This window comes from Kribbella sp. NPDC055071 (assembly GCF_053608045.1).
Genome location: NZ_JBSGUS010000023.1, coordinates 78,192 through 92,501, shown reverse-complemented (window position 1 = coordinate 92,501; position 14,310 = coordinate 78,192). Strand labels below are relative to the sequence as shown.

Genomic DNA, 14,310 nt, shown 5'->3' with positions numbered 1-14,310 from the left:
CAGGTCGGACCGACTCCCCATCACAGCAAAGGGAGTCTGATGTCCACGCATGCCCTGGAAGCGATCGATCTGGTCAAGACCTATCCGGCCGGTCGCAAGAAACCACCACTCCGCGCGCTCGACGGATTGAGCTTCAGTGTGCCGGCAGGCGTCGTACTCGGCCTGCTCGGGCCGAACGGCGCCGGCAAGTCCACCACCGTCAAGATCCTCACCACGCTGTCCCGGGCCGATTCCGGTACGGCGAGAGTCGCCGGGTACGACGTTGCCCGCGAGCAGGACCTGGTCCGGCGGTCGATCGGGTACGTCCCGCAGAAGTCGAGTTCCGATCCGATGGCCACCGGGATCGAGAACCTCGTCCTGAGCGGGCGGATCTACGGCCTGTCCCGGCAGCAGGCGGCTGAGCGAGCGGCCGAACTGCTCGCGCGCTTCGACCTCACCGAGGCCGGTGGGCGGGCCGTCAAGACCTACTCCGGTGGGATGCAGCGCAAGCTCGACGTCGCACTCGGTCTGGTGCATCGGCCGTCGGTGCTGTTCCTCGACGAGCCGACCACCGGTCTCGATCCGGAGGCACGGGCCGACCTGTGGAACGAGGTCGGCCGGCTGTCAGGAGACGAAGGCCTGACGGTGTTGCTCACCACGCACTACCTGGAAGAGGCCGATCGGCTGGCTGATCAGTTGGCCATCGTCGACCACGGCAAGATCGTTGCCGAGGGCACCCCGGAATCCTTGAAAGCTGAGCTGCGTGGTGACTCCGTGCAGGTCGAGCTGGTCTCGCCGGACACCGACGGAGGGATCCGACGGTTGCTGGGTCACTTGCCGGGGGTCGGTGAGATCGTTGTCGAGGGCAACATCCTGCGGGCGCGGGTCGACCACGGTGCGACCGCGGTTCCCGCTGTACTGGGAGCCCTTGAGGACAAGGCGATTCCGGTGTCGGCGGTGACTGTTTCACGGCCGTCGCTCGACGATGTGTATCTGCGGTACACGGGTCGGTCGTTCAAGGTTGCTTCGCAGGAGAAGGAGGCGGCGTGATGAGTATCGCGACTGTGCCCGGTGGGTTTGTTGCCCACACGCGCTTTATCACGGGTCGATGGCTGCGGGCGTCGTACCGACAGCCTGCACTGATCGCGTTCACGTTGATCCAGCCGGCGATCTGGTTGCTGCTGTTCGGCCAGCTGTTCAAGGGGATTGTGAACCTGCCGGGGTTCAGCAACTCGTCGTACATCGCGTTCCTGACGCCGGGGATCGTGATGATGACGGCGCTGATGACGAGCGGCTGGAACGGTACGACGTTCATCGCCGACATGGAGCGTGGGGTGATGGACCGGATGCTGGCGTCGCCGGTCAGCCGCGGCGGGTTGATGGCGGGGCAGTTGGTCAGCAACGCCACGAACACGGTGATCCAGACGATCCTGGTCTTCGCGATCGGGTTCGCCGCGGGCGCGCGGTATCAGGGTGGCGTGGCCGGTTACCTCGTGACGATCGGGGTGGCGATGCTGGTCGGGGTCGCGTTCGGTTCGCTGTCGAACGCGGTCGCGCTGCTGACCCGGGAACAGACGGCACTGATCGGCATCTCGCAGTTCGTCTCGCTGCCGCTCACGTTCATGTCGTCGATCATGATCGACCCGAAGGTGGCACCCCACTGGGTGAACGTCGCCGCCCGCTTCAACCCGGTCGACTGGGCCGCCATCGCCGCCCGCCAAGCCCTCGCCGCCAACCCCGACTGGCCCTCGGTCCTCCGCCACAGCGCCTACTTGCTGGCGTTCACGCTGATAGTCGGCTGGCTCTCCACCCGGGCCTTCCGCACGTACCAGCGCTCAGTCTGAGCCCGCTAGTGCGTTCGCGTACCAGGGCTTGATCACGCCGTCGATCAAGGCGAGGCGTTCGTCGAAGGGGAGGAAGGCGGACTTCATGGCGTTGATGGCGAACCAGCGGAGGTCGGTGAGGTCGTAGCCGAAGGCCTCGGCGAGGAGGGCTAGTTCGCGGCTCATCGACGTACCGCTCATCAGGCGGTTGTCGGTGTTGACGGTGACGCGGAAGCGAAGTTTGGTGAGGAGGCCGATCGGGTGGTCGGCGATCGAGGCGGCGGCGCCGGTTTGGAGGTTGGAGCTCGGGCACATCTCCAGGGGGATCCGGCGGTCCCGGACGTACGCCGCGAGCCGCCCGAGCTCGGCCTTCTCACCGGCTTCGTCGTACGTGATGTCGTCGATGATGCGTACGCCGTGGCCGAGCCGGTCGGCGCCGCACCACTGGATCGCCTGCCAGATCGACGGGAGCCCGAACGCCTCGCCGGCGTGGATGGTGAAGTGCGCGTTCTCGCGCTGCAGGTACTCGAACGCGTCCAGATGCCGGGTCGGCGGGTATCCCGCCTCCGCGCCGGCGATGTCGAACCCGACCACACCCGCGTCCCGATAGGCGACCGAGAGTTGCGCGATCTCCATCGACCGCGCCTGGTGCCGCATCGCGGTGAGCAACTGCCGCGCGACGATCGGCCGCTCCGCGAGCGCCATCCCCTCCTCGAAGCCCTCCCGCACCGCGTCCACCACCTGCTCGAGGGTCAGACCGGCCGTCAGGTGCTGCTCCGGCGCGTACCGGATCTCGGCGTACACGACCCCGTCCGCGGCCAGATCCTGCACGCACTCGCTCGCCACCCGCTTGATCGCGGCGGCGTTCTGCATCACCGCGACCGTGTGGTCGAACGTCTCCAGATACCGCTCCAGCGACCCCGAGTCCGCCGACTCGACGAACCATTCACCCAATTCACGCGCGTCCGTCCGCGGCAACACATGCCCGATCTCCCGCGCGAGCTCCACCACCGTCTCCGGCCGCAACCCACCATCGAGGTGGTCGTGCAACAGAACCTTCGGCGCCGCGGAAAGCTGCTCGGGAGTGATCATGCAAGCCATGATCGCACCGTGAAACGGCTCGAAACTGTCGGCGCGGTCAGTCAGCATGGGTGGGTGAGTACACACCGGGGTGAGCTCGGGGAGTTTTTGAAGGCGCGGCGGGCGCGGGTGTCGCCTGCCGAGGTCGGCCTGCCCGCCGGCGGACGACGTCGTACGCCGGGACTGCGCCGCGAGGAGCTGGCTCAGCTCGCCGGGGTCGGCGTGACTTGGTACACCTGGCTCGAGCAAGGCCGACCGATCAAGGCGAGCGTGCAGGTTCTCGATGCGGTTGCCGCGACGCTGCGGCTCACCTCGATCGAGCGTGAGCACCTCTACCGCCTGGCCGAGGCGACGCCGTCGCGTCCACCGGGGTCGACCGAGTGTGCGAGCGAGATCGTCTTCGGCGAGATCCTCGACGCACTCGACCCCTTGCCGGCGTTGATCACGAACACCCGGTTCGACATCATCCGGAGCAATGCGGCGTACGGCGATCTCTTCCACAACTGGCATGCGGTGTCGTGCATCCACAGGAATCTGCTCTGGTGCGTGATCACGGAGCCGACCGCCCGGCAGCAGTTGCTGAACTACGACACCGAGGTCCCGTATCTGGTCGGCCGCCTGCGATCGGCGTACGGCGAACACGTCGGCGACCCCGATTGGGAGACCGACCTGGAGCGGCTGCGGGGGGTGAGTCCCGAGTTCGCCCGGCTGTGGGCGCAACACGAGGTCGCCGCCTGCTCACCGCGACCGCGGCACGTGGTCCATCCCATCGCCGGCGAACTGCGCTTCACGGTCACCGAGTTCGCGCTGCCCGCGCACCCGGACCTGATCCTGTTCATCGAGACACCGGCGGACGAGGAGACGCGCAACCGACTGCCGCTGACCCGACTGGCTCAGCGCGATTCGGACGGCCCGGTCGGCGTACGCCAGGTGGTCAAGCAGAACGGGTGACCGGCCGGATCCAGGAAGACCCGAAAGGCTCTCGGGTCAGGCTGTACGGCGGTCGGTGTGGCGCCGGCCTCGATCACGCGCGCCTGCTCGGCATCCAGGTCAGCGGCCATGAAGTCCAGGTGACACTGCTGCGGTACGCGCGGATCCGGCCACGTCGGCTCCCGATAGTTCAGATCGCGCTGGAAACCGAGGCTGAACGCATCGAACCGCAGCTCCACGAACGTCTCGTGGACGACGGCCAGCTCCCCACCCGCGACCCGCTGATAGAACTCGGCCAGCTCCAACGGGTCAGGGCAGTCGAGCATCGGCCCCCAGAACGGCGCTGCCACGTGACACGGCCTCCCTGCCGGTTGTCGCCGTACGGACGTCAGGGCTCGATCGGGCGGCGGACTCGGCGGATCAGGCTCTGGTCGGCGAACTGACCGACCCGGTACGTCGACCAGCCGTCAACGGTCGCGGCGACCGCGCCACCGAGGAGGGGCACGCGACGGGTGACCGTGAGCGCCATCCGCTTGCCGCTGATCCGGGCGATCAGCTCGGCGACCACCTCACCGGAGATCTGCCGATCGAGCTCCGGGTCGAAGACCGGCGCCGTCGCGATCGCCAGCGGCGACGTCACCAGGCTGGACTTCTTCAGCCGATCGGTCACACCGTCCTCGCCGAGCAGGCACGTGATCACGGCGGTCCGGACGCGCGGATCGTCGAGGTCGAACCCGCGCAGGTGCGCGATCGACGCGACCATCCGGGCCTGGACCACGGCGATACCGGTCAGGTTGGCGGGCAGGGCGACCGGGAGCGTGATCAGGCCGCCGATGCTGGTCACGAAGCCTTGCACCCCGGCCAGGCGGATGTGCTGGTCGATCACGGCGTCGATGGCGAGCTCCGGATCGCCACCGGCCTTGGCCAGCTTGTTGTCCGCGATCCGCTCCGCGCCGGGGAACCGCTGGTATCCGTCGATCGCGATCTCGAGAATCTGACGCAGCACGCCTCCGGCCGCCTGCGGCGCGAACCGCTGCGCGGCGGGCGCGAGACTGCTGGCGACAAACCTGGCTACTCCGGCCACGGTGCTCCTTCCCGCCCGTCCCCACGCGTTGAGCCCGGGCGTGCTTCAACTCTACGTGGCTCCGGTGCCCCCGCCACTCGGGAGAAACCCCGGGTGTTCCCTGGAGCTTTCACACCACCCGGCTGCTCTCCTCCTCCTGCGCTCACACCGCCTCGCTCGTCCCGCGCTGCCCTGCTGCTCTGGTCCAGGACAGCTGTGGTCCAGGATGGGGGTGTGCCTGTCGAGCCAGCTGCTTCTGTGTGGGAGTTTCCGCCGGTCGGGGTCGCCGGCGCGAGCGACGTGGTCGCGGGTGGTGCGGATCTGGCTCCCGGGACCGTGCTGGCGGCGTACCGGCGGGGCCTGTTCCCGATGCCCGATCACCGGGGCTCGGTGCTGTGGTGGTCGCCGGTCGATCGCGGCGTGATCGAGGTGGCCGGGTATCGGCCGACGCGGACGATGCGGCGGGCGCGGGGGAAGTTCGAGATCCGGGTGAACACGGCGTTCGATCAGGTCATCCGCGCGTGTGCCGACCCGCGCCGGCCCGGGTCGTGGATCGACGCCGGGATCATCGCGTCGTACACGGAACTGCACCGGATGGGTTGGGTGCATTCGGTCGAGGCATGGGACGGTGACGAGCTCGCGGGCGGGCTGTACGGCGTCGCGATCGGCGGGCTCTTCGCCGGTGAGTCGATGTTCCACCACCGGACGGATGGGTCGAAGGCTGCTGTGGCCGGGCTGATCGAACTGCTGGACGACGAGTACGCCGAGGGTCGCGTCCTCGACATCCAGTGGGTCACCGATCACCTCGCCACTCTTGGCGCGATCGCGATTCCGCGCGAGACCTATATTCAGCGGGTCACGAAGGCTGTGCAGCTGCCGCTGCCTGCGGCGTTCAGCTGACACCCACGAACGCGGCCATCTGCCGGGCGGCCGCCGCGAAGAACTCGTCCGCGGGATCCATCGACCCGACCAGCTGACCGAACAGCTCGAAGCTGATCATCCCGAACAGCTGCGTCCACACGATCATCATCCGCAGCAGGATCGGCGGTGGTACGAGCGGCGCCAGCGCGGCCAGCACCTTCACCTGCTCGGCCAGTACGCCGTCCGGCTCGGGCGCGTCCTCGGGTTGGGTCAATCGCCCTACCTGCTGGGCCTGCTGCAGCAGCGCGAGGATCACCAGCGGCACTCGGATCGCCGGCTGAATCGTCGTCTGCGGAGCTTGATAGCCCGTCACGGGCGATCCGTAGATGAGCGCGTACTCCTGCTGATTCGCCCGCGCCCAATCGCGAACGGCGGCGAACACAGCCATCCAGGTCCGCAACGGGTCCCAGTCGTCCGGCACCTCGCCCCCACCAACCGCGAACGCGGCACCCGACTTCACCGCGGCTGACTCGGCCGCCGCACCTAGAGCGTCGTACGCGTCGATGATCAGGGCGGTCAGCAGGTCGTCGCGGCTCGGGAAGTACCGGTACAGCGCGGACGACACCATCCCGAGCTCGCGGGACACGGCGCGCAGCGACAGCCCGGCCGGTCCTTCCGTCGCAAGCTGCCGCCGGGCGGCTGCCTTGATCTCGTCGGTCAGCTCGGCCCTGGCTCGGTCGCGTGCGGTACGTCCGGCGTTCATGACTGCCAGTGTGCCACAAAACCGAGAGCAGTGCTCTTGACAGTGAGCAGAGCTCTGATGTTCACTGATCACAACAGAGAGCACCGCTCTCTAAACAGACTTCAAGGAGTACGACGATGCCGGAGTACAAGCAGACCTACGACAGCAAGCGGGTGTTCACGGGCGGCGAGGGCAGCATGCGCGCGATGAACGGGATCGTGGCCGGCCTCACCAACCTCGGCATCAGCCTGATGGGCAGCCGGGTCCTGTCGGTCCGCGGCCGCAAGAGCGGCGAGTGGCGCAGCAACCCCGTCAACCTGCTCGTCCTGGACGGCCAGCGCTACCTGACCGCCCCTCGCGGCCACACCCAATGGGTCAAGAACCTCCGCGCCACCCAGGAAGGCCAACTCCGCATCGGCCGAACCGTAGAAACCTTCCGCGCCGAAGAACTCCCCGACGCCGACAAACTCCCCGTCCTCCGCCTCTACCTGAAGAAGTGGGCCTGGGAAGTAGGCACCTTCTTCAGCGGCGACGTCACCAAGAACTCCCCCGACGAAACCCTCCACCGCATAGCCCCCGGCGTCCCCATCTTCAAAATCCACACAGCCTGACGTCGGGATCAGGCTCCGGTAGGCTCGACCGACTGGCCGGCTAGGTCTCGTCCGGCTTGCTGGCGGGGGGAACGGTCTGGGCCCACTCGGCCCACTCGCCGAGGGCGGCGTAGAGCTTGATCCCGGCCTCGATCGCGACTCGCAGCGCCTGCGTCTGCGGGCTGTTGCCGAACTCGCCGCGGTCCTTGGCCTCGGCGTACTGCCGGTACTGCGCGGCGATGCCGTTGTAGAACTCGGCTTCGGCCGCGAGATGGCGCTGCAGGTCGTCGGCGTCCATCAGCCAGAAGAACAATGAACGCAGGATCGGCTGCAACCGCATCGTGTGGTCGACCTCGACCTGCGACAGCCAGTGCTTCACCTCGGCCAGGCCCGCCTCGTTGATCCGGTAGGCCTTCCGCCGGCGCGGCCCCTCGCTCTCGACCTCGATCAGGCCCTCGTCGGCCAGCTTGTTCAGTTCCGCGTAGATCTTCGGATGCTGGGCCGGCCAGACCGTCCCGAGCAGCTCACTGAACCGGCGGGCCAGGTCGTAGCCGCTGGCCGGGCCTTCGGCGAGCAGGCCGAGCAGACCATGCCGCAGCGACATCTCCCAGCCTCCCGTTGGTCCCACCGTCGCGGCGGGTTCTGCCGAACATCTTGACATGTCCCTCCGGACACCTGCATTCTCGTAATATGTCCCATGGGACATGTCCCTAGGGTAGTGTCAGGATTCAAGCAACCAGGAGTCGACGATGTCCGACAGTCAGCAGCAGGGCGCAGTACTGATCACCGGGGCGAACGGGGGGACCGGCAGGGCCACCACCCGTGCCCTGGCCCTGGCCCTGCGAGGATTCACTGCGTACGCCGGAGTGCGCGGTGCCCGGGACAGCGTCGTGGTCGCGGGGTTCGAACTGCGCGGCATCACCGTGGACGCCCCGCGGTGAGCACCCCGAAGACCGTGGTCCTGGTCGGCGCTACGTCAGGCCTCGGCCGCCGCGCGGCCCACCGGCTCGCGGCAGCTGGTCACCGGCTGGTGCTGATCGGCCGTGATCCGGCGAAAGCGGCCTCGCTCGGTCGCGAGCTCAAGAGCGCGACCGTGATCGTCGCGGACGTGTCCGTGCTCGAAGGGATCGAGCGGGCGGTCAAGCAGCTCGCGGCGGTCACCGACAAGGTCGACACCTTGGTGAACAACGCCGGAGTGATGACCCGGACCCGGCGGACGACCGCCGAAGGACTCGAGCTGAACCTCGCCGTCCATCACCTCGCGCCGTGGTCGATGACCGCGTTGCTGTTCCCTCTCCTGCACGCCGGCAGCCGGGTGGTGAACGTGAACTCCGAAGGCCATCGGGCGCCGATGATGGGCGGCGGCGTCGTCCGACTCGACCCGGACGCTTTGGACAATGAACGGGACTTCGACACGTTCCTCACCTACAGCAGGACGAAGCTCGCCAACCTGCTGTTCAGCTACGAACTCCAGCGCCGCTATCCCGCCCTCGCCGTCGCGGCGCTGCATCCCGGGATGGTCCGCACCGACCTCGGCCGAGAGTTCCCGAGACTGCAGGTCGCCGCCATGCACGCACTCTCCCTGTCCACCCGGCGCGGTGCTGAGCCGGTGGTCCAACTCGCCGTCGGCCCCGACTTCACACCCGGCCGGTACTACAACCGCTTCACCCCGGTTCGCTCTTCGTCCACCTCGTACGACGAAGCGCTCGCGGCCCGACTCTGGTCAGCCACCGAGAAGCTGCGGGGCCCCTTCCCGGTCGGACCGTTCACCTGATCAAAGCTGACCGGCCCGTTTGTCAGCCCGGCTCGATGATCAGCTTCCGAGCCAGGCTCGGGATCCCGCGGATGCTGTCCATCTCGTAGTTGGACATGATTGCTGTCACATACCCGTGCTCGGGGTAGAGCGTCAGCTCGGCCACGCCGCCGATGCTGCTGTCACCGTTGTGTCCATTCGACCATCGGTCGCCGGCGAGGCTGGCGCCCGGGCCGTAGCCGGTGAACATCGTCAGCCCCGAGCCGGGCGGCGGTTCCGTGGGCAGCTTCGGGCTGAGCGTCAGCCGGGTGTACGCGGGGTTCAGCAGCTTCTCCTCCGACAGCGCGCGGGCGAAGCGCTCCAGCTGGGCGCAGCTCGCGAACGCGCCGGGCAGGAAGCCCTGTTGGTCGATGGACTCGACCCTGTCCGCCGACCCCTCCGGACGATAGTAGTTATGGGCGATGGAGGGGTTCGTGCGCCACTGCGGCGTGGTGTAGAAGTCGGCGCTGCCCATCCCGGCGGCGCGGAAGATGTGTTCGCGGACGTAGTCGTGGTACTCCTGCCCGGACACCCGCGCCACGATCTCCGCGAGCACGTGGTACGCCAAGTTGCTTTAACTCGGCGGGAAGGTCAGTGTCTCCTTCCGGACGAACTCGCCGGTGCCGTCCATCACCTGCTGCACGCTGGTCCACGTGCGGGCAGCCTCGAAGTACCCGGGGTCGCTGAAGTAGTCGCCCAGGCCCGAGGTGTGGGTCAGCATCTGGTGGATCGTCACCTGGTCGGCGACCTCGGCCGAAAACCCGTCCAGGTGTCGGCCGATGGTGTCGAAGTACTGCAGCTTGGCGCGCTGTGCCAGCCGCGCGACCGCAACGGCGGTGAACACCTTGCCGATCGAGGCCAGGCCGAACAACGTGGTGGGTCTGTTGGGCAACGACCGCGCCTTGTCGGCCAGGCCGTACGAGCGGGACGGCACGGCCCGACCGCGGTAGGTGATCAGGACACTGCCGGACTACATCGAGGGTGACTTGGCGGCCGATGAACGAGAACCGAACTCCAGCAAAGTGTCCTGGAGACGGTCCATCAGGGCTTGCTCGATACGGTTCAGAGCTGCGCTGCACCCGGCTGGCTGTCCTCGCTCATGCCTGGAGAACCGCAGGTAGCCTAGGACGGTTTTGCAACAAGCTGCAGATTCGTCACCCTCCGTTGATTTCCTCACTGCACTCGAAGATCATCAGATAATCGAGGCGCGGTACTCGGCGCCTCCTATTCTCGACGCTCAGGCGAAGCTCTCCCGGAAACCGACGGAAGGCAATAGAATGAGGAATCATGTCATCGCTGCTTTCGCAGGTGCGGCGTTAGTGTGCACGGCCGCGTTGCCACTCGCGACCGCCAACGGCGCGACGGCCGAGCCAGCTAGGCCCACCCATCGAGTTGAGATTTCCGGCAGTATTTCTGGCGGGATCACCACGCGCATCGATGGAGTTGTCGCTTCCGCGAACAAGGTCGACGCCTACTACAACGGCTTCAAGTTCGACAGCAAGCAGCTCTGTCAGGACAACAATATCGGAACCACGTGGCCAATCGAGGCCGCCGGAAACGGGTTCGAGTCCGGATCTGTCAATCCAGTGCTGGTTTATGCCCCGCCTGGAAGCAACTGCGTTGCAAGTCAGTGGCCTGATTGGCGGGTCATCCGATACTCCGTTTATAACGCCGCCGACGGAGCCTGCTTCAAAGTCTCCGGCGATGCCTACGATGGTGCACCAAGATTGTGGGCAGGCAACATCAACGTGCAGATGAACAACTCCTACTCCAGCTGCAAGGCCACAGTCCAGTACCGGGCGAACCGTGTCTCGCAGGCTACTGGCGTGGTATTAGGCCTGTCGCAGTACAACGGACCAGCGTCGGACAACGCCTCGATCATGAACAACTATTACGCGCACACTTACAGCTATGCCGGCTCCACTGACCGAACCAATCTGTACTGGCTCTACAACTGATGCACACTTGACCGTGGGTCGCAGAGAAATCGCTCGACAGGTCCGGTTCTTGAGACTTGGGCCATGCAGCAGCAGGGTGGCCAACCCGGAGTCGTGTGTGCCGTTCGCTTGCCTTGGTGCGGATTGGTTGGTCGAGCGATCGGCCACAAGATTCCACCGAGTTGTAGGTAGTTAGCCGGCTAGGGCTTGGACTACTCGGCTGGGGGAGGGTTTGGCTAGGTGGGTGGCCATCCAGGTGCTGGTGGTTACCAGTTTTTCCAGGTTGACGCCTGTTTGGATGCCTAGGCCGTCCAGTTGCCAGAGGAGGTCTTCGGTGGCGAGGTTGCCGGTGGCGGATTCGGCGTAGGGGCAGCCGCCGAGGCCGCCGGCGGAGGAGTCGACGGTGGTGATGCCTGCGCGGAGGGCGGTGAGGGTGTTGGCCAGGGCTTGGCCGTAGGTGTCGTGGAAGTGGACGGCGAGCTTGTCGACGTCGACGCCGGCGCCGGTGAAGGAATCGATCAGCGCGGTGACCTGGCCTGGTGTCGCGACGCCGATCGTGTCGCCCAGGGACAGCTCGTGGCAGCCGAGGTCGACCAGGCGCGCGCCGACCTTCACGACCTGATCGATCGGTACGTCGCCCTCCCACGGGTCGCCGTAACACATCGACACGTACCCGCGGACGCTCAACCCTTCGGCCAGCGCGCGCTGGATCGTCGGGGTGAACATCGCGAACTGGTCGTCGAGCGTGGAGTTCAGGTTCTTGGCCGCAAAGGTCTCGGTCGCGCTGGCGAAGATCGCGATCTCGCGAACGCCGGCAGCGAGGGCACGGTCGAGACCGCGCTCGTTCGGAACCAGGACCGGCGCCCGCACGCCCTCGGGGAGGTCGAGCTGTTCGAGCAACTCGGCGGCGTCCGCGAGCTGCGGGACCCATTTCGGATGCACGAAGCTCGTGGTCTCGATGGTGGTGAGCCCGGCATCCACCAGACGCCGGATGAACTCGGCCTTGACCGCGACATCGACGATCGCGGACTCGTTCTGCAGACCGTCCCGCGGCCCGACCTCGTAGATCGTCACGCGATCCGGCAGCCCTTCGGCCCGGACCAGCTGCGGCTTCCGCATTAGTCTCACCTCCATGCCTGTGCAGAGTCTCGCCGACATTCTGCACGCCGTCGAACGCGGCGTGTTCCCACCCGCGGATCTCGCCATCACCGTCGTACCACCACCGTCCAACCGCGAGTCGGCCGTGATCGCGTTCACCGGCCACATCGTGATCGCCGCGGACGTCGACGCCGCATGGGTCGCCGAACACCTCCCACCGGATGACCTCGCCGCCCCGACGAACCCGCCGTTCCTCACGGCGCTCGAACAGGCAACCGATCGCCGCGTCAGCTCCCTCGACGCCATGCTGCTCGCGCCCGCCCTCACCAACTCGGCCGACCGCACTGCCGAGACCGCGGGCCTGACCGAGCTCACCGACCTCGCCCACCACCACCGCGTCGCCCGAGCGCTCCAGTACCGCGACGACGTCCATGTGTACGGCGCCGACCAGGATCCCAGCAGCGGATTCGTCGTCATCGGCCGAGGCCTCGCCGGTCGCCTGGAGGTCGCGATCGAGGTCCCTGATCACTCCAAGGGCCAAGGACACGGCCGCCGACTGGCAATGGCCGCCCGAGCTCTCATCCCTCCAGAAACCCACATCTGGGCACAGATAACGCCAGGCAACGCGGCCTCCCTCCGGGCCTTCCTCGCCGCGGGCTACGCACCCGTCGGATCTGAAGCCCTGTTGATCAAATGACTGTTGTAGAAGGCGAAACGCCGATCGGCTGACAAGTTGGTCGTGCGGCCCCTAGGGTCGATGGCGACAGTGGATCGCGGGGGAGAGGTTGCGTTCCGGGGGTCGGATGCTTGATGCGCTCGTGCACCAAGGCAAGTTCGGTGAGGACTACGTTCGGGTCCTCGCGTCCGCGGCGGGTTTGCTGGTCTTCAAGGACGATGTCGACCAGGACGGCGTCGACCTCGGGATCAAGCTGCCGGGCCTGTCCCGCTACGGCTGGTCGCCGATGATCGAGGTGCAGGTCAAGACGACCTCGCGCCCGCAACGCCGCGCGGCCGCCTTCGACTTCGACGGCCTGAGCCAGACCCAGTTCAACCAACTCGCCGGCTCCAACTTCACCGCGCCTCGGTACCTGTTCCTCGTGATCGTGCCGAAGAACGCAGCCGAGTACGCCGCTCTCAACACCGGCGGCCTCCTGCTGCGGGATGTCGGCTACTACGTATCGCTACGGGATCAGCAGCTCATCGCGGAGCCGAGCAGCAAGAAGCACGTCCGGGTCACCGTGCCGACGGCCAACGTGCTGACCGTCACAACACTGCGGCAACTGGTCGGCGTGGAGAGCACGCAGCCATGACCGAGATCGGCGTCGGCGAGGTCAACGACTATCTGGCGGATGCCGGCTGGTCCCGCACCGAACGAACCTGGCACGGCGCCGCGATCTGGTCGAACGGTACCGACGAAGTCCTCGTCCCACCGCACGACGGAATGGGCGACGGCGCCGCCCGTCTGCGCGAACTCCTCGTCGCCCTCGAACACATCGAAAGCCGCCCGACCCGCGAGATCGCCCGCGACATCGCCTATCCACTGGTCGATTCGGCCGTCTACCAAGCACCCGCGCAGACAGGCCCGGACGGATTCGTACCGCTACCCTCGGGCCTGGGCGCGCTCCAGGGCGTCCACGACATGCTGCGTACGGCGGCCGCCGACGTGCTGGCCGCACCGGGACTCGAGCCCGGTACGGCGAACGCCGTGGCGGACCTGCTCGGCGGCATCCACCTCGGCAACGTCACCGCGCGAGAAATCACCTGGGCCTTCCTCATCCCACTCGAACCCCGACCCGATCGCATCCCGGTCGGACGCCAGGTCCTGATCCGGATGTTCCAAGCGACCAACGACGTACGACGAGCCTTGGTCGAGCCGGACCTGGATCCGGCCGTCGGGCCGGAGTTCTGCGCGGCGTTGAGCACGCTGGCGGGCGAGGAGCTAGGGCGGCCGTTCCAGCTCGCGTTCCGTTGGGGTCGTGGGGTTCCGTCCGATCTCCCCGATCAGGTCGTGTCGTTTCCGGCCGGGGCGGGACAGCTCATCCAGGACCTGTCGCGACGCCGGCGCGAGTCGTCGGGAGCAGCCGCGCCGCCGGAGGGGCCCGCAACGATCACCGGCGTGGTCGAGGCCTTGCACGACAGTGAGACCGGCGACGACCGGCACCGCGTCAAGGTGCGCGGCCGGTTGGTGATCGCGGACCGCGCACCGGCTCGCCGGGTGATCTGGGTCCGGCTGGCCGATCAAGCGGCGTACGAGATCGCCCTTGCCGCGCATCGCAGCCATCGCCGGATCGAGGTCCGTGGGGTGTGGACCGAGAGCGTGAAGAACGTCCGGATACTCGCCGAGCCCGGCGGCGTCCGCGTTGTCAACGAGCACGACCCGCAATGAACCGACGTACCAGCTCATCCGACCGGAGG

The 14,310-nt window shown here is 67.1% G+C and carries 17 protein-coding genes and 1 pseudogene; 11 read left to right on the top strand and 7 right to left on the bottom strand.

All coding sequences use genetic code 11. The features are described from left to right. Positions 1-39: 39 nt before the first annotated feature. Positions 40-1,029 carry an ATP-binding cassette domain-containing protein gene (locus ACWF4Z_RS31385; RefSeq protein ID WP_452246788.1) on the top strand — a complete coding sequence of 330 codons (990 nt, stop codon included), beginning with the start codon at positions 40-42 and terminating at the stop codon, positions 1,027-1,029. Then, positions 1,029-1,823 (top strand): ABC transporter permease, encoded by a 795-nt coding sequence (locus ACWF4Z_RS31380; RefSeq protein ID WP_452246787.1) that lies wholly within the window; start codon positions 1,029-1,031, stop codon positions 1,821-1,823. The genes ACWF4Z_RS31385 and ACWF4Z_RS31380 overlap by 1 nt, the downstream gene beginning before the upstream one ends. Here the strand turns inward: ACWF4Z_RS31380 and ACWF4Z_RS31375 are convergent. Further along, complete coding sequence (locus tag ACWF4Z_RS31375; RefSeq protein WP_452246786.1) at positions 1,815-2,894, bottom strand: adenosine deaminase; 1,080 nt, start codon at positions 2,892-2,894, stop codon at positions 1,815-1,817. The two genes, ACWF4Z_RS31380 and ACWF4Z_RS31375, sit on opposite strands and share 9 nt — an antisense overlap. 63 nt (positions 2,895-2,957) lie before the next feature. Between ACWF4Z_RS31375 and ACWF4Z_RS31370 the strand changes: the two genes are divergently transcribed. Continuing rightward, entirely contained in the window at positions 2,958-3,833 is an 876-nt protein-coding gene (locus ACWF4Z_RS31370) for a helix-turn-helix transcriptional regulator (RefSeq protein WP_452246785.1), read from the top strand. Here the strand turns inward: ACWF4Z_RS31370 and ACWF4Z_RS31365 are convergent. Next, complete coding sequence (locus ACWF4Z_RS31365; RefSeq protein ID WP_452246784.1) at positions 3,776-4,162, bottom strand: VOC family protein; 387 nt, start codon at positions 4,160-4,162, stop codon at positions 3,776-3,778. The two genes, ACWF4Z_RS31370 and ACWF4Z_RS31365, sit on opposite strands and share 58 nt — an antisense overlap. Positions 4,163-4,200: 38 nt before the next feature. Then, on the bottom strand, positions 4,201-4,896 hold the full coding sequence (locus ACWF4Z_RS31360) for an EcsC family protein (protein ID WP_452246783.1): 696 nt from the start codon (positions 4,894-4,896) through the stop codon (positions 4,201-4,203). A gap of 213 nt (positions 4,897-5,109) precedes the next feature. Here ACWF4Z_RS31360 and aat point away from each other — a divergent pair, with 213 nt between their 5' ends. Further along, entirely contained in the window at positions 5,110-5,775 is a 666-nt protein-coding gene (gene aat, locus ACWF4Z_RS31355; RefSeq protein ID WP_452246782.1) for a leucyl/phenylalanyl-tRNA--protein transferase, read from the top strand. On the opposite strand, the gene ACWF4Z_RS31350 is transcribed toward aat, so the two are convergent. After that, positions 5,768-6,499 carry a TetR/AcrR family transcriptional regulator gene (locus ACWF4Z_RS31350; protein WP_452246781.1) on the bottom strand — a complete coding sequence of 244 codons (732 nt, stop codon included), beginning with the start codon at positions 6,497-6,499 and terminating at the stop codon, positions 5,768-5,770. The genes aat and ACWF4Z_RS31350 overlap by 8 nt on opposite strands. 116 nt (positions 6,500-6,615) lie before the next feature. Here ACWF4Z_RS31350 and ACWF4Z_RS31345 point away from each other — a divergent pair, with 116 nt between their 5' ends. Next, complete coding sequence (locus tag ACWF4Z_RS31345) at positions 6,616-7,089, top strand: nitroreductase/quinone reductase family protein (RefSeq protein ID WP_452246780.1); 474 nt, start codon at positions 6,616-6,618, stop codon at positions 7,087-7,089. A 40-nt stretch (positions 7,090-7,129) separates the two neighbouring features. Here ACWF4Z_RS31345 and ACWF4Z_RS31340 read toward each other — a convergent pair whose 3' ends face one another. Further along, positions 7,130-7,672 (bottom strand): PadR family transcriptional regulator, encoded by a 543-nt coding sequence (locus tag ACWF4Z_RS31340; RefSeq protein WP_452246779.1) that lies wholly within the window; start codon positions 7,670-7,672, stop codon positions 7,130-7,132. A 145-nt stretch (positions 7,673-7,817) separates the two neighbouring features. On the opposite strand from ACWF4Z_RS31340, the gene ACWF4Z_RS31335 reads away from it, so the two are divergent. Together ACWF4Z_RS31335 and ACWF4Z_RS31330 are read left to right on the top strand one after the other, a co-directional pair. Next, positions 7,818-8,009 (top strand): hypothetical protein, encoded by a 192-nt coding sequence (locus ACWF4Z_RS31335; RefSeq protein ID WP_452246778.1) that lies wholly within the window; start codon positions 7,818-7,820, stop codon positions 8,007-8,009. Further along, positions 8,006-8,842 carry an SDR family NAD(P)-dependent oxidoreductase gene (locus ACWF4Z_RS31330; RefSeq protein ID WP_452246777.1) on the top strand — a complete coding sequence of 279 codons (837 nt, stop codon included), beginning with the start codon at positions 8,006-8,008 and terminating at the stop codon, positions 8,840-8,842. Before ACWF4Z_RS31335 ends, ACWF4Z_RS31330 begins: the two co-directional genes overlap by 4 nt. 22 nt (positions 8,843-8,864) lie before the next feature. On the opposite strand, the pseudogene ACWF4Z_RS31325 reads toward ACWF4Z_RS31330, so the two are convergent. Further along, positions 8,865-9,815, bottom strand: a pseudogene (locus ACWF4Z_RS31325) (serine hydrolase domain-containing protein). A gap of 322 nt (positions 9,816-10,137) precedes the next feature. On the opposite strand from ACWF4Z_RS31325, the gene ACWF4Z_RS31320 reads away from it, so the two are divergent. Continuing rightward, positions 10,138-10,818 (top strand): hypothetical protein, encoded by a 681-nt coding sequence (locus ACWF4Z_RS31320; RefSeq protein WP_452246776.1) that lies wholly within the window; start codon positions 10,138-10,140, stop codon positions 10,816-10,818. Between the two features lie 171 nt (positions 10,819-10,989). On the opposite strand, the gene ACWF4Z_RS31315 is transcribed toward ACWF4Z_RS31320, so the two are convergent. After that, on the bottom strand, positions 10,990-11,916 hold the full coding sequence (locus ACWF4Z_RS31315; RefSeq protein ID WP_452246775.1) for a hydroxymethylglutaryl-CoA lyase: 927 nt from the start codon (positions 11,914-11,916) through the stop codon (positions 10,990-10,992). Positions 11,917-11,929: 13 nt separating this feature from the next. Here ACWF4Z_RS31315 and ACWF4Z_RS31310 point away from each other — a divergent pair, with 13 nt between their 5' ends. From ACWF4Z_RS31310 to ACWF4Z_RS31300, 3 genes are all read left to right on the top strand, one after another. Next, the gene (locus ACWF4Z_RS31310) at positions 11,930-12,592 is read left to right on the top strand and encodes a GNAT family N-acetyltransferase (protein WP_452246774.1); all 663 of its coding nucleotides are present in this window, start codon (positions 11,930-11,932) and stop codon (positions 12,590-12,592) included. 106 nt (positions 12,593-12,698) lie between these two features. Then, a complete protein-coding gene (locus tag ACWF4Z_RS31305) occupies positions 12,699-13,205 on the top strand; it encodes a DUF4365 domain-containing protein (RefSeq protein WP_452246773.1) in 507 nt (168 codons plus the stop codon). Next, a complete protein-coding gene (locus ACWF4Z_RS31300; RefSeq protein ID WP_452246772.1) occupies positions 13,202-14,281 on the top strand; it encodes a hypothetical protein in 1,080 nt (359 codons plus the stop codon). The genes ACWF4Z_RS31305 and ACWF4Z_RS31300 overlap by 4 nt, the downstream gene beginning before the upstream one ends. Positions 14,282-14,310: the final 29 nt, after the last annotated feature.

Excerpts from the sequence above, each read along its gene's own strand:
- ACWF4Z_RS31385 (WP_452246788.1), top strand. The coding sequence starts at position 40 with ATGTCCACGCATGCCCTGGAAGCGATCGATCTGGTCAAGACCTATCCG.
- ACWF4Z_RS31380 (WP_452246787.1), top strand. The coding sequence starts at position 1,029 with ATGAGTATCGCGACTGTGCCCGGTGGGTTTGTTGCCCACACGCGCTTT.
- ACWF4Z_RS31375 (WP_452246786.1), bottom strand. The coding sequence starts at position 2,894 with ATGATCACTCCCGAGCAGCTTTCCGCGGCGCCGAAGGTTCTGTTGCAC.
- ACWF4Z_RS31350 (WP_452246781.1), bottom strand. The coding sequence starts at position 6,499 with ATGAACGCCGGACGTACCGCACGCGACCGAGCCAGGGCCGAGCTGACC.
- ACWF4Z_RS31345 (WP_452246780.1), top strand. The coding sequence starts at position 6,616 with ATGCCGGAGTACAAGCAGACCTACGACAGCAAGCGGGTGTTCACGGGC.
- ACWF4Z_RS31340 (WP_452246779.1), bottom strand. The coding sequence starts at position 7,672 with ATGTCGCTGCGGCATGGTCTGCTCGGCCTGCTCGCCGAAGGCCCGGCC.
- ACWF4Z_RS31335 (WP_452246778.1), top strand. The coding sequence starts at position 7,818 with ATGTCCGACAGTCAGCAGCAGGGCGCAGTACTGATCACCGGGGCGAAC.
- ACWF4Z_RS31320 (WP_452246776.1), top strand. The coding sequence starts at position 10,138 with ATGAGGAATCATGTCATCGCTGCTTTCGCAGGTGCGGCGTTAGTGTGC.
- ACWF4Z_RS31315 (WP_452246775.1), bottom strand. The coding sequence starts at position 11,916 with ATGCGGAAGCCGCAGCTGGTCCGGGCCGAAGGGCTGCCGGATCGCGTG.
- ACWF4Z_RS31310 (WP_452246774.1), top strand. The coding sequence starts at position 11,930 with ATGCCTGTGCAGAGTCTCGCCGACATTCTGCACGCCGTCGAACGCGGC.
- ACWF4Z_RS31305 (WP_452246773.1), top strand. The coding sequence starts at position 12,699 with ATGCTTGATGCGCTCGTGCACCAAGGCAAGTTCGGTGAGGACTACGTT.
- ACWF4Z_RS31300 (WP_452246772.1), top strand. The coding sequence starts at position 13,202 with ATGACCGAGATCGGCGTCGGCGAGGTCAACGACTATCTGGCGGATGCC.